12 protein-coding genes and 2 pseudogenes are annotated in these 14,087 nt (G+C 45.8%); 6 read left to right on the top strand and 8 right to left on the bottom strand.

Going from position 1 to position 14,087, the window contains the following annotated elements:
* Nucleotides 1-51 precede the first annotated feature (51 nt).
* The 5 genes and pseudogenes from AB6E08_RS20740 to AB6E08_RS20720 all read left to right on the top strand — a co-directional run.
* Nucleotides 52-1,650, top strand: a pseudogene (locus tag AB6E08_RS20740) (extracellular solute-binding protein); the annotation flags it as partial.
* A 12-nt stretch (nt 1,651-1,662) separates the two neighbouring features.
* Nucleotides 1,663-2,751, top strand: coding sequence for a microcin C ABC transporter permease YejB (locus tag AB6E08_RS20735; protein WP_004730359.1), 1,089 nt, complete (start codon nt 1,663-1,665; stop codon nt 2,749-2,751).
* 31 nt (nt 2,752-2,782) lie between these two features.
* Complete coding sequence (locus AB6E08_RS20730) at nt 2,783-3,805, top strand: ABC transporter permease (RefSeq protein ID WP_050646143.1); 1,023 nt, start codon at nt 2,783-2,785, stop codon at nt 3,803-3,805.
* A 9-nt stretch (nt 3,806-3,814) separates the two neighbouring features.
* Nucleotides 3,815-5,485: a microcin C ABC transporter ATP-binding protein YejF gene (gene yejF / locus AB6E08_RS20725; protein WP_372066539.1), complete on the top strand. Its 1,671-nt coding sequence runs from the start codon at nt 3,815-3,817 to the stop codon at nt 5,483-5,485.
* Between the two features lie 116 nt (nt 5,486-5,601).
* Nucleotides 5,602-6,138: an RNA-binding S4 domain-containing protein gene (locus AB6E08_RS20720; protein WP_017099343.1), complete on the top strand. Its 537-nt coding sequence runs from the start codon at nt 5,602-5,604 to the stop codon at nt 6,136-6,138.
* A 164-nt stretch (nt 6,139-6,302) separates the two neighbouring features.
* Here AB6E08_RS20720 and AB6E08_RS20715 read toward each other — a convergent pair whose 3' ends face one another.
* Complete coding sequence (locus AB6E08_RS20715; protein ID WP_372066542.1) at nt 6,303-7,181, bottom strand: LysR family transcriptional regulator; 879 nt, start codon at nt 7,179-7,181, stop codon at nt 6,303-6,305.
* Between the two features lie 105 nt (nt 7,182-7,286).
* Here AB6E08_RS20715 and AB6E08_RS20710 point away from each other — a divergent pair, with 105 nt between their 5' ends.
* Nucleotides 7,287-8,249: a nitrilase family protein gene (locus AB6E08_RS20710; protein ID WP_017099345.1), complete on the top strand. Its 963-nt coding sequence runs from the start codon at nt 7,287-7,289 to the stop codon at nt 8,247-8,249.
* A gap of 151 nt (nt 8,250-8,400) precedes the next feature.
* Here the strand turns inward: AB6E08_RS20710 and AB6E08_RS20705 are convergent, their stop codons facing one another.
* The 7 genes and pseudogenes from AB6E08_RS20705 to atpE form a co-directional block, all read right to left on the bottom strand.
* On the bottom strand, nt 8,401-8,844 hold the full coding sequence (locus AB6E08_RS20705) for a F0F1 ATP synthase subunit epsilon (protein WP_004730391.1): 444 nt from the start codon (nt 8,842-8,844) through the stop codon (nt 8,401-8,403).
* A gap of 14 nt (nt 8,845-8,858) precedes the next feature.
* A pseudogene (gene atpD / locus AB6E08_RS20700) lies at nt 8,859-10,252 on the bottom strand (F0F1 ATP synthase subunit beta).
* A gap of 44 nt (nt 10,253-10,296) precedes the next feature.
* Nucleotides 10,297-11,166: a F0F1 ATP synthase subunit gamma gene (gene atpG, locus AB6E08_RS20695; RefSeq protein WP_012600781.1), complete on the bottom strand. Its 870-nt coding sequence runs from the start codon at nt 11,164-11,166 to the stop codon at nt 10,297-10,299.
* 47 nt (nt 11,167-11,213) lie between these two features.
* Entirely contained in the window at nt 11,214-12,755 is a 1,542-nt protein-coding gene (gene atpA / locus AB6E08_RS20690) for a F0F1 ATP synthase subunit alpha (protein WP_009844932.1), read from the bottom strand.
* A gap of 9 nt (nt 12,756-12,764) precedes the next feature.
* Nucleotides 12,765-13,316, bottom strand: a complete 552-nt coding sequence (locus AB6E08_RS20685) for a F0F1 ATP synthase subunit delta (RefSeq protein ID WP_371706966.1) — start codon at nt 13,314-13,316, stop codon at nt 12,765-12,767.
* 11 nt (nt 13,317-13,327) lie between these two features.
* Nucleotides 13,328-13,798, bottom strand: coding sequence for a F0F1 ATP synthase subunit B (locus tag AB6E08_RS20680; protein WP_004730401.1), 471 nt, complete (start codon nt 13,796-13,798; stop codon nt 13,328-13,330).
* A 54-nt stretch (nt 13,799-13,852) separates the two neighbouring features.
* Entirely contained in the window at nt 13,853-14,053 is a 201-nt protein-coding gene (gene atpE, locus AB6E08_RS20675; protein ID WP_372160229.1) for a F0F1 ATP synthase subunit C, read from the bottom strand.
* Between the last annotated feature and the right edge of the window lie 34 nt (nt 14,054-14,087).

The raw sequence follows: 14,087 nt of genomic DNA, 5'->3' as shown, positions 1-14,087 counted from the left end.
GATGCGCGTCTACCTCATTGTTTTTACGCCTGATTATGAGGGGATTCGTAAGCCCGCGGCGTTGCTGCAAGTTATACCGGAGAGATTTACGATACCTTGATGTTTTCTCCGAGTGACGAGATTGATGCGTACTATCCATTGATCGCTTCAAAGGTTCGCTACGCCAGTGATTTCACGTGGATGGAAATCGACATCAACCCAAATGCCAAATTCCAAGATGGCGAGCCAATCACCGCGCATGATGTTGCCTTCACTTTTGACAAGTTCTCAACAGAGGGCGTGCCTCAGTACCGTGTGTATTACAAAGAGATTAAGTCAGTAAAAGCGGTCTCTGATTTGGTTGTTCGTATTGAAATGAACAGTCCAAACCGCGAAAAACTGTTTAGCTTCGCGCAAAGCACTCGTGTATTGCCGAAACATTTCTGGAAAGACAGAAAGCTGTCTGAGCCTCTAAGTGAGCCACCAGTCGGTAGTGGTCCTTATAAGATCATCAGCTACAAATCAGGCCAAAGTGTGACCTACGGCCTAGATGAAAACTATTGGGCAGCAGACTTACCAGTTAACGTTGGCCGTAATAACTTCAAGCAAGTGCAATACGATTACTATCGCGATGACACCGTAATGCTGGAAGCGTTTAAAGCAGGGGAGTTCGATCTTCGAACCGAGAACTCGGCTAAGTTTTGGGCCAACTCTTACACGGGCGCAAACTTCGATAAAGGCTACATCATTAAAGAAGAGATCAACCATGAGAAGCCAGAAACGACTCAAGGTTTTGTCTTCAATATTCAATCTCCAGTGTTCTCTGATCCTAAGGTGCGTGAAGCGTTAACGTACGCGATGGACTTTGAGTGGATGAACAAGAACATGTTTTATGGTCAGTACAAACGGACTCGTAGTTACTTCCAAAACACTGACTATGAAGCGAAAGGCTTACCAAGCGAAGCTGAAGTTGAGTTGTTGTCTCAATACAAAGACCAAATTCCACCGAGAGTTTTTACTGAAGAATTCCAGCCATCAGTCACCGATGGCAGTGGCCGTATTCGTAGCCAAATGCGCACAGCTTTCAAATTGCTGAAAGAAGCGGGTTGGGTGCTGAAAGACAAAGTGATGACCAACGAAAAGACCGGCAAGCCGATGTCATTTGAGTTGCTGATTTACAGCCCAACCACCGAGCGTATCGCAACACCAGTTCAAAAAAACCTGAAACGCATGGGTATCGAGATGAAGATCCGTACCATTGATACGACTCAGTATATCAAGCGTCTTCGTGATCGTGACTTCGACATGGTTTCGTCGTCATTTTCCGCAAACCCTTATCCTAGCCCGAACTTAATGATCGTTTGGAACTCTAACTACATTGATTCTACTTACAATACTGCAGGTGTGATGGATCCAGTGGTTGACGCATTAACAGAAGAAATTGCGCGTAACCAACAGCATCCTGAAAAGCTGCTTACGCTAGGTCGTTCACTTGACCGTGTATTGCAGTGGAATTTCTACAACATCCCGCAATGGCACGTCGGTGAATACCGCGTAGCAATGTGGGACAAGTTTGAGCGTCCAGATGTATTGCCTAAATACGATTTAGGTATCGATACATGGTGGATTTCAGAAGAGAAGGCGGCTTTGCTTCCTGAAAAACGTCGCTAGGAGTTAGTTAGCATGGCCGCGTATATATTTCGGCGTTTATTGTTGGTGATCCCCACGCTGTGGGCGATCATCACCATCAACTTTTTCATCATCCAGATAGCGCCTGGAGGTCCGGTAGAACAAGCCGTTGCTCAGTTAGAAGGGCATAACTCTGGCATCATGGAGCGTTTTTCTGGTGGTGGACAAGAAGTTGATTTAAGCGAAAGTGATCAAGCGTCTGCGAGTGGCTATAAAGGCTCGCGCGGGCTTGATCCTGAAGTGGTTGAAGAGATCAAAAAGCAGTTTGGTTTTGATAAGCCGATTCATGTTCGCTACTTCGACATGTTGAAAAATTACGCGACCTTTAATTTTGGTGAAAGCCTGTTTAAGGGCGGTAACGTTATTGATTTAATCATCGAGCGGCTGCCCGTCTCCATTTCTTTAGGGTTGTGGAGTACGTTAATCATCTACGTGATCTCGATACCCTTGGGCATCATGAAGGCGATACATCACGGTTCTCGGTTTGATATTTGGTCGAGTGCGGTGGTGATTGTCGGTTATGCCGTTCCGGGCTTCTTGTTTGCGATTATCCTGATTATTTTGTTCGCGAGTGGTAACTACTTCAGTTGGTTCCCATTGCGTGGACTCGTGTCGAGTAATTTCGACCAACTGAATTGGTATCAACAAATTGGCGATTACTTCTGGCATTTGGCTTTGCCTATTTTCGCTATGGTCATCGGCGGTTTCGCCACACTCAGTATGTTGACCAAAAACTCCTTCCTTGATGAAATCAATAAGCAATATGTGGTCACCGCGAGAGCGAAAGGCTTGGACGAGAGCAGTATTCTCTACAAGCACGTTTTCCGTAACGCCATGCTGATCATTATTGCCGGTTTCCCGAGCGCATTTATTAGTATTTTCTTCACGGGTTCTATGTTGATTGAAGTGATGTTTTCACTCGAAGGCATTGGTTTGCTTGGCTTTGAATCAACCATTCAACGTGACTATCCCGTGGTGTTCAGCTCTCTCTATATCATGACCTTGCTTGGCTTGGTGCTGAGCATTATCTCCGACCTGACGTATACCTGGGTTGATCCTCGAATTGATTTTGAAGCGCGTTAATGGCGAATGAATAAAAAGGTATTGATAATAAATGTTTAACAACCCTTTAGCTGAAGCTCGTTGGTTACGTTTTAAAGCAAACAAGCGTGGTTTTATCTCCCTTTGGATATTTACCATTTTGTTTGGATTGAGCCTGTTTGCTGAGATCATCGCCAACGATAAGCCACTCTTGGTTTCTTATGATAATCAGTGGTTTGTACCTGTTGTCAATGAGTACGCCGAGACCGAATTTGGTGGTGAGTTTGAAACCGAAGCCGACTACAAAGATCCTTATGTTATCGAACTGATTGAAGACAACGGTTACATCGTGTGGCCAATCATTCCTTTTAGCTACGATACGATAAACTTCGATATTTCAGGCGCGGTGCCATCGGAGCCAGATTCAGTGAACTGGCTAGGAACCGATGATAAAGGGCGTGATGTATTAGCCCGCATCATTTATGGGTTCCGTATCTCTGTTCTGTTTGGTTTCATTCTGACGATTGTATCGAGCGTAGTCGGTGTCGTAGTCGGCGCGACACAAGGTTATTACGGTGGCTGGGTTGACTTGTTTGGGCAGCGCTTTATTGAAGTCTGGTCTGGAATGCCGACCTTATTCTTGCTGATCATTCTGTCGAGCTTTATTGAGCCTAATTTCTGGTGGTTGCTCGGGATTATGGTGTTGTTCAGTTGGATGAGTTTAGTTGGGATTGTGCGAGCTGAATTCCTACGCTGTCGAAACTTTGATTATGTAAGAGCCGCGCAAGCGATGGGTGTTGATGATAAACGCATTATGCTTCGTCACATGCTACCCAACGCGATGGTGGCTTCGTTAACCATGATGCCGTTTATCCTTTCAGGCTCGGTTACCACGTTAACCTCATTAGATTTCTTAGGCTTTGGTCTTCCTGCAGGCTCGCCTTCGTTAGGTGAACTGTTGGCGCAAGGTAAAGCGAACTTGCAAGCGCCTTGGCTCGGTATCTCTGCTTTCGTCGTGCTTTCTCTGATGTTGACGTTACTAGTCTTCGTTGGTGAAGCGGTGCGTGATGCTTTCGACCCACATCAACAGAAGTAAGGATAGGTTATGACTTCAAATACAGTTCCTGCTTCCAATAACGTTTCTACTGCAAGATCAGCAACAGGTAGTTCCGACACGTCTCCAGTTCTGACCATCGATAAATTGTCTGTCGGTTTCGGGCGTAAAGACTCGATAGAACAAGTGACGCAAGATGTCTCTTTAGAAATATACAAAGGTGAAACGCTCGCGCTGGTGGGCGAAAGTGGCTCCGGTAAATCGGTTACAGCGAACTCGATTTTAAAACTTTTGCCTAAAGGCTCGTCGCACTACTTAAACGGTAAGATTAACTTCTCTGGCACCGATATTCTGAGTTGTTCTGAAAGGCAATTGCGAGGGATTCGTGGTGGCCGCATTGGTATGATCTTCCAAGAGCCGATGGTTTCGCTTAATCCGCTTCATAGAGTCGGTAAGCAGTTGGTTGAAACTCTTTCTATTCACCGAGGTATGCGAACCAATAAAGCGCAAGCCTTAGCGATAGAGTGGCTTTCAAAGGTGGGTATCCGCTACCCAGAGCAAAAGATTTCGGCTTACCCACATGAGCTGTCTGGTGGAGAGCGTCAGCGTGTAATGATTGCAATGGCTCTGATTAACGAGCCAGAGTTACTTATTGCCGATGAGCCCACTACGGCTTTGGATGTATCGGTACAAGCGCAGATTTTGGATTTGTTGAAAGACCTGCAACAAGAGCTGGGTATGGCGATGCTTTTTATCACCCATGACTTGAGTATCGTTCGTAAGATTGCCGACAGAGTGGCGGTAATGAAAGACGGTCGCCTTGTTGAAAGTAATGACTGTAAAACACTCTTTAATGCACCATCTCATCCTTATACTCAAAAACTTATTAACTCAGATCCTAAAGGCTTGCCTGTACCTGTTTCACCGCAAAGCGAACCTCTGCTCGATGTTAATCAACTTCGTGTCTGGTTCCCAATTACGGGAGGCTTATTCAAGCGGACTATTTCGCATGTTAAAGCCGTCACCGACATGGAGTTCAGCTTGAAAAAGGGGCACTCAATAGGCTTAGTTGGAGAAAGCGGCTCTGGCAAATCAACAACCGGTATGGCGATATTGAAGTTGGTAGAGAGTGAAGGTTCAATTACCTACGCAGATGAACAAATCCAAGGCTTAAACCGCCAACAGATGCTACCGTTTCGAAGCCGTATGCAAGTGGTTTTTCAAGACCCATTCTCGGCGTTGAACCCAAGAATGTCGGTTGCTCAGGTGATTGGCGAAGGTTTGTTAGTGCATCAACAATTGGATGAGAATGAACTCGACCAACGTATCTGTGACGTAATGAAAGAGGTAGACCTAGACCCTGAAACTCGCCACCGTTACCCGAATGAGTTTTCTGGAGGCCAAAGGCAGCGTATTGCGATTGCTCGTGCTTTGATTTTAAAGCCAGAGTTTATCTTGCTAGACGAACCGACATCGTCATTAGACAGAACCGTCCAAGCTCAAGTACTGGATTTGTTGAAGTCACTTCAAGAAAAGTATGGCCTGACCTATTTGTTTATCAGCCATGATCTGAGTGTCGTGAAATCCTTGTGTCATTACACCATAGTCATGAAAGCAGGCGAGGTAATAGAGAAAGGTGACACTGAGACTTTGTTTGGTAATCCGCAGCATGAATACACCAAGCAGCTTGTCAGCCTTTCGAATGTTGGTGGTGCGCTATAAAGTGGGTGCGTAACGAGAACAAAAGAGTGCTCGGTGAATTCAACATGGTCATTTACTTGTTTTAAGATTACACTGCGCCCAATATTTCAGAAGTACATATTTAGGTAGAGGTCACCATGGACCAAGAACATTACGAAGACGCTGATTACGAAGGCCAAGAGCTGGGCGAAGAAGGCGAAGAGATTGAAATTGAAGCAATTGGTATTGATGTTTCATCACAGCCAATCGAGCTCTACAAAGTGTTTAAAATTGCTAACCTAGTGAGTGGTGGCGGCGAAGCTAAGCACATCATCTCTGAAGGCTACGTAGCGGTAAATGGTGAGCTAGAAACCCGTAAGCGTCGTAAAATGTACGATGGCGACTTCTTTGAATTCAACCAAGAATACTATGTAGTGGTGTGTGATCAGCCAGTACAAGAAGAATTAGAAAAGCCGAAAAAGAAAGAAGCGCCTAAAAAAGAGAACAAGGCGAAGAAAGGTCAGTCTAAAAAGGATTCTAAGAAGAAGGAATCTAAGAAAAGCAAAGCAGAAATGCTAAGCGCAAAGGCTGAACCAAAGAAAGAGAAAAAAGAGAAGAAACCGAAAAAGAAAGCAGATACGCCGAAGCCAACACGTGACGACAAAAGCGGCCGTAACTCTATCGAGTTCTTCTAAGCTATAGTTCTATAGTTCAGCTCTAAACTGCTTTTCTAAAATGAATCTTTTAAAACTATTCGTTTGAACATCAAGCAACGTTAGACCTCGGTTTTACGTTACGCAGATATCAAAAGGCTCACTATCTAGTGAGCCTTTTTTGTTGGTGTAATTTAGCTTCCGGCCTAATTTTCTTTTTGATTAGCCACAAACTCCACAAATCGATCCCTGAGTGGATTTTCACTCTTCCCATTCCATATCAACCCGACTGGCCAAGTGGCGTATTCACCTTCTAAAGTAATGAATTCTACATCGGTATTGCTAATGAACTGAGCACTGTTAGGAACAATGGTGACGGTATTGGCAGAAACCAAGGCAAGCAGGGTGAGAATATCATCGGCTTCTTGCGTTTTTGATAAGTCGATTTTATTCGCAAGACAATATTGTTGAATCTGTCTGTCTAATCCGGGCCCGCGATGTTGGGCCAGCTTTAGATAAGGCCATTTCGATAACTCAGAGACGACGTGATTTTTGCTTGGCGCTTGCTTGAGAAGATCTTTGTGTATCGCGACCACAAGCGAATCATTGAACAGTGTTAGGCTTTCTAAATCCGATGATTCTGGTATCCGATTGAAGCTGATATCGAGTTCATGGTTTGACAGTTCATCTGTTTGTTGCTTGGAAGGTGTGTCATTTAACGTGATATGAACGTCTGAGTATCGTTGTTTATAAGCTGCAATAAGCTTGGGTGCTTCATGATAAGTAGACACGCCAAAGCCAATGTTCAAATGTCCCTGAGTCCCTTTGACCACAGAGCCTGACAGCTGCTCAAACGCTTGCATTGAATGAACCAAACGTTGGGCTTCTGCTAGTAACGTTTTCCCCGCGTGCGTGAGCTCTGCGCCATTCCTGCCACGAGAAAACAGAGATGCCCCAATGTTGGATTCAAGTCGTTGAATCTTTTTAGTGAGTGCCGATTGAGTGATGTAGAGCTGCTCTGACGCCAAACGGTAATTTCCCGATTTAGCCAGCTGACAAAATGCCTTCAGTAGATCAAATTCCATTCCAAATGCTCATTGAATTGAGAATATGTTTCATTATATGGAATTGAATTGATTTTTTATACTAGGTTCATACCAATCAGATAAAGCAAAGCTTGAGGACGAATCATGAAGAAAGACATTAAAGTAGCGTCGGTTCAATTCAACCACCATGCGGGTGACAAGGCGTACAACTTATCGGTCATAGAGCAATATGTTCAAAAGGCTGCGGACACTGACGTGGAAATCATCAGTTTCCCAGAGATGTGTATTACCGGTTATTGGCATGTGTCTGCTTTGTCTCGCGATGAAATTGAAGTGCTAGCGGAACCTGTACCGAGCGGTGAATCCACTCAAAAGTTAGTTTCACTGGCAACACAATTTGGCATGAGCGTTGGTGCAGGCTTGATAGAGCAGGGTACTGATGGCGAGCTATACAACACCTACGTATTTGCCATGCCAAATGGAGAAGTTCAGAAACATCGAAAACTGCACACCTTTGTTAGTTCTCACATGAGCAGTGGAGACCAGTACACGGTGTTCGATACGCCGCATGGCTGCAAAGTTGGTATCTTGATTTGTTGGGATAACAACTTGGTTGAAAATGTCAGGATCACTGCTTTGAAGGGGGCTGATATATTGATTGCGCCGCACCAAACGGGCGGTTGTCATTCACGAAGCCCGAACGCGATGAAGCGAATTGACCCTGAGTTATGGTTCAACCGAGATGAAAACCCAGAGGCGATTCGTGCTGAAATGCAGGGCAAGAATGGACGCGAGTGGTTAATGCGTTGGTTGCCTGCAAGAGCGCACGACAACGGTATGTTTGTGGTGTTTAGTAATGGTGTCGGCGTTGATATGGATGAAGTAAGAACAGGCAATGCGATGATCCTCAGCCCTTATGGTGAAATCATTGCTGAGACCGATAGTGTTGATAACGACATGGTGATTGCAGAGCTAAAAGCAGAAGAGTTAGACATGTGTACTGGTAGACGCTGGATTCGTGGCCGTAAGCCAGAGTTATATCATTCACTCACACAACCTCTTGGTCATGAACTTGATCCGCGCCAAGCGCGCTTTGCTGAGAAATAATGGCGTAAGTGCTGGTGAAAAAGGATGTATTAGGGACGGTTGAAAGGGAGGGGAAGTTGGAGGGGAGAGAAGAGTTCCTGATGTAGTCTACCCACTTAAACTGTTTTTAAGTGGGTAGACTATTTACACATCAAGCATCTAAGTTCTATTCTCAGTGGCGAGTGCGAGAAGACGTCAGTTCTGATGCGCGAAGCTGAGCAACGGCTTTTGCGAGTTCAAGCTGAGCTTGTGCAAAGTTGATGTCTACATTGCCCTTATTGATATTCTCTAGGGCTGCATATTTCGCTTCTTCTGCGCGAGCGCGGTCAATATCTTGGCCGTGCAAGGCAGTATCGGCTAACACCGTTACCACATCCGGCTGAACTTCCAGCATCCCGCCAGAGACATAAAGCACTTGCCCCTCTGATTTAGGGTCTGTAACAAACACGGTCACGCCCGGTTTGATCTTACTGAGAAGCGGGGAGTGACCGGGGCGAATCCCCAGTTCACCATCAGCGCCAGAAACGGCTAGGGCATACGCTGGACCTGAAAACAGCGTACCTTCCGCACTTACAATATTAAGTTGAAATGTATTATCTGTAATTCCGATAGCCATGGTGCACCTGCCTCTTAGAGTGATTTTGCTTTGTTAAGCACTTCGTCGATAGAACCACAGTACAAGAATGCTTGCTCTGGGATATCGTCATATTCGCCGCCTAACAGACCTTTAAAGCCTCTTAGTGTTTCGCTTAGCGGTACAAATACACCTTTCTGACCAGTAAACACTTCTGCCACGTGGTAAGGCTGAGTTAAGAAACGTTCAATCTTACGAGCGCGAGATACGGTCTGCTTGTCTTCAGTAGACAGCTCATCCATACCAAGAATCGCGATGATATCTTTTAGCTCTTTGTAGCGTTGTAGCGTTGCAGCGTTGTTTGGACTTTTTGTGCAATGTCGTAATGCTCTTGGCCAACCACAAGCGGGTCCAATTGGCGAGATGTTGAATCCAATGGGTCGATTGCAGGGTAGAGGCCCAATGCCGCGATATTACGAGACAGTACAACGGTCGCATCTAAGTGAGCAAAGGTTGTTGCTGGTGATGGATCGGTCAAGTCATCCGCAGGTACGTATACTGCTTGGATAGACGTGATAGAGCCTTGTCTAGTCGAAGTGATACGCTCTTGAAGCACACCCATCTCTTCAGCGAGTGTTGGTTGGTAACCTACTGCTGAAGGCATACGACCTAACAGTGCTGACACCTCAGTCCCCGCAAGCGTGTAACGGTAAATGTTATCAATGAACAACAGTACGTCACGACCTTCATCACGGAAGCGCTCAGCCATAGTCAGGCCTGTAAGTGCAACTCGTAGACGGTTTCCCGGTGGCTCGTTCATTTGGCCGTAAACCATGGCTACTTTGTCTAGTACACCCGCTTCTTTCATCTCGTAGTAGAAGTCGTTACCTTCACGAGTACGCTCACCAACACCGGTAAATACAGAGAGACCTGAGTGGGCTTTAGCGATGTTGTTGATAAGCTCCATCATGTTGACGGTTTTACCTACGCCAGCACCACCGAACAGACCGATTTTACCGCCCTTTGCGAACGGACAAATAAGGTCGATAACCTTAACGCCGGTCTCAAGAAGTTCAGTGCTGTTTGCTTGTTCTTCATAAGAGGGTGCTTCTCGGTGAATTTCGTAGCTTTCTTTTTGACCGATTTCACCGCATTCATCGATAGGCTGACCAAGAACGTTCATGATACGGCCTAAGGTTTCTTCGCCCACAGGAACGGTGATTGGAGAACCGGTGTTTTCAACAGTTAGGCCGCGGCGCAAGCCATCTGACGTACCCATTGCAATACAACGAACGATACTGCCACCCAGTTGTTGCTGAACTTCCAATACGAGAGAGCTTGCTTCCTCGCTAGTCACTTTCAATGCATCATAAACGCGTGGGCTGTTGCCGCCGCTGAACTCGACGTCTACCACCGCGCCGATAACTTTAACTATTTTTCCAACACTCATCTCTAAATCCTCAAATTCTATTCTTAACCCACTCTTGTCTGCACTTAGACAGCTTGAGCACCTGAGACTATTTCACTCAGTTCTTGGGTAATGGCAGCCTGTCGCGCTTTGTTGTATACCAACTGCAAATCATCGATGAGTTGGCCTGCGTTATCGGTCGCCGCTTTCATGGCCACCATTCGGGCTGCTTGTTCACAGGCAATGCTCTCTACGATGCCTTGATACACTTGCGATTCAATGTATCGATGTAACAGCTCAGAGAGGATGTCTCTTGGTGCTTGTTCGTAGATGTAGTCCCAACGACGTGCTTTTTTCGCGCCTCCATCGGCCTCAGAATCTGAAGGGTGGGGCAGCAACTGCAAGGTCGTTGGTTCTTGAACCATGGTGTTGATGAACTGGTTATACACGAGATACAAACTGTCGATTTTTTCGTCGTCGTAATGCCCTAGCATCGCGTTAACCGTACCTAAAATGTCTTCCAATTTAGGCGCGTCACCAAGGCCTGACGTTTGCGCGATAACATTGCCGCTGCGTTGGAAAAATGAGATAGCTTTTGAACCAATTAAGGTCGTTTCTACTTCAACGCCTTTGGTACGCCACATCTCCATTTCTTCTAACACTTTCTTGAACAAATTCGAGTTCAAGCCACCACATAAACCTCGATCGGACGAAATAATGATGTAAGCAACGCGTTTTGGTTCACGCTGTTGAAGGTAGGGGTGCTGGTATTCCAGCGACCCTGATGCGACATGAGAGATAACTTTACGCATGTTCTCGGCATATGGACGTGTTAGCGTCATATTGTCTTGAACTTTACGCATCTTACTTGCCGCAACCATCTCCATTGCACTGGTGATTTTCTGAGTGTTACTAACACTGCCTATCTTGGTGCGAATTTCTTTAGTATTTGCCATTACCTGCTCCTAATTTGTTTTGATTTCCAGCCAACAAACCGGAGCGTTTACCAAGCTTTCAACGCTACAAAGTCACCGAGAAGCTTTGCAAGAGCACCATCAATTTCATCGTTGTAGTCACCATTAGCGTTGATGGTGTCGAACAACTCTGGGTTTTGACCTTTTGCGTAAGCAATCAATTCTTCTTCAAAACGCGCAATTTTGTTCAACTCTACGTCAGCCAAATAGCCTTTTTCTGCTGCGTAGATAACCGTTGCTTGTTCAGCGACAGACATCGGCGAGTATTGCTTTTGCTTCATCAGTTCGGTTACACGCTCACCATGATCAAGCTGCTTGCGCGTCATGTCGTCTAAGTCAGAAGAGAACTGAGCAAATGCGGCTAATTCTCGGTATTGAGCTAATGATGTACGGATACCACCAGACAGCTTCTTGATGATCTTGCACTGCGCTGCGCCACCCACACGAGATACCGAGATACCTGGGTCAACAGCAGGACGTAGGCCTGAGTTAAACAGTTGGGTTTGTAGGAAAACCTGACCATCAGTAATTGAGATTACGTTGGTTGGTACAAACGCAGATACGTCACCCGCTTGAGTTTCAATGATAGGAAGCGCGGTTAATGAACCAGTTTGGCCTTTCACTTCACCGTTTGTGAACTTCTCAACGTATTCCGCATTCACTCGTGCTGCACGTTCTAGTAGGCGTGAGTGGAGGTAGAATACGTCGCCAGGGAAGGCTTCACGACCCGGTGGGCGTTTAAGTAGCAATGAGATTTGACGGTAAGCGACGGCTTGTTTTGATAGGTCATCATAGATGATCAGTGCATCTTCACCGCGGTCACGGAAGTATTCGCCCATGGTGCAACCTGCATAGGGTGCTAGGTATTGAAGCGCGGCTGATTCTGATGCTGATGCTACAACAACGATGGTATTTTTAAGCGCATCGTGGTCTTCCAGTTTACGAACCACGTTAGCGATGGTTGAAGCTTTCTGGCCAATCGCCACGTACACACATTTGATGCCAGAATCTTTTTGATTGATGATTGCATCGATGGCTAGCGCCGTTTTACCTGTCTGACGGTCACCGATGATAAGTTCGCGTTGACCTCGACCGATAGGCACCATGGTGTCAACGGCTTTATAGCCTGTCTGAATTGGCTGATCGACGGACTTACGCTCGATTACGCCGGGTGCAATTACTTCAACTGGGTCGAGTCGGTCACAACTCACTGGGCCTTTGCCATCGATTGGCTCGCCTAATGTGTTCACTACACGGCCAAGCAGTCCATTACCGACAGGTACTTCTAAGATACGACCTGTCCCTTTCACTTTCATACCTTCAGAAAGGTCAGTGTAGGGCCCCATAACCACGGCACCGACTGAGTGCGTGTCAAGGTTAAGAGCAAGAGCGTATTTGCCACCAGGAAGCTCGATCATCTCACCCTGCATGACATCCGCAAGGCCATTAATAGTAATGATGCCATCACGAACCGAGACTATGGTGCCTTCGTTGCGAGCTTCGGTGCTCACATTAAATTTCGAGATGCGATCTTTGATTAGATCGCTGATTTCATTTGAATTTAATTGCATAATTGTTACCTATCTCGCGTGAAGTTGATGGGCTAATTGGCTAATTGATGTGTTCAAAGAACCATCGATGACGGTTTCACCCGCCTTGATGACGATCCCGCCAACCAGCGAGTCATCAATAACCTGTTCCATTTCAACCTGACGTTCTAATTTCTTCTCAAGTGCAGCAGTGAGTGATGTCACTTGATCTTGTGTAAGCAATTCTGAACTGGTGACAGTGACAGGGATTACACGTTCATGTTCGTCCTTTAGGTCGCTGAACAAGTTAAACAAGTCTCTGATCACTGCAAGACGGCCATTTTCAGCCAAGACTTTAATGAGATTAATGACGTGGTCATCAACGAGTCCTTGGCAAACGTGAATGATGAGATTGACCAGTTCTTCAGATTGCTGTGTATGAACACCTTCTGCTGATGAAATCTGCTTAGCGATCGTTTCTTCTTCCGCTACCGTCACAAGAATGGACAGCATTGAGTGCCACTCTTGTAACTTGTTTTCACCTAAAGCAAAGTCGAATGATGCTTTAGCGTAGGGATGAGCAATATTGGTGTAATCTGACATATTGCCTCCGTTTAGAGTTCGCTTATCATTTGATCAACTAACGCTCGGTTCGTTTCAGAATCTAGGTTTTTGCTAATCAATTTCTGTGCACTTTGAATAACAGCATCTGCCATATCCGCCTGAAGTTCACGGCGTAACTTTTGACGTTCGCCTTCTAGCTCAGCTCTACCTTGCTCTAAGATGCGTGCCTTTTCTTGCTCACCTTCTTGGTGAGCTAAGGTGATGATTTCGTTGCGGCGTTTTTTGCCTTGCTCAATCAGTTCGGTCACATTTTTTTTCGCATCTGCGACGAGTTGTGCGCCATTTGATTTTGCTAGTTCTAGCTCTTTCGCTGCATTCTCTGAGTGGCGTAAACCATCAGCGATTTCTTTTTGGCGCTCGTCTAACATCGCGGTGAGAGGGGGCCATACATATTTCATGCATAGCCAAACAAAAATCACGAATGAGATTGCTTGACCAAACATGCTGGCATTTAAGTTCATACCTTCCTCACTAAATCTTGATTATTTACAAATCGATCTTTTCAAAGCTTTTAATTAAGCCACGGCAAAGATGATGTATAGACCGATACCAACACCGATCATCGGTACAGCATCCACAAGGCCCATCATGATGAAGAATTGAGTACGAAGCATTGGAGTAAGGTCTGGTTGACGAGCAACACCTTCAAGATATTTACCCGCTAAGTTACCAATACCAGATGCTGCACCCGCTGCAGGCTTTGTTGCGTAATTCAATGGAACTAAATCAAGAACCTACGATCTGATCAGC

The sequence above is a fragment of the Vibrio sp. 10N.247.310.24 genome (assembly GCF_041467175.1).
GTDB lineage: Bacteria > Pseudomonadota > Gammaproteobacteria > Enterobacterales > Vibrionaceae > Vibrio > Vibrio tasmaniensis_A.
This window is presented reverse-complemented; position numbering and strand designations above follow the sequence as displayed.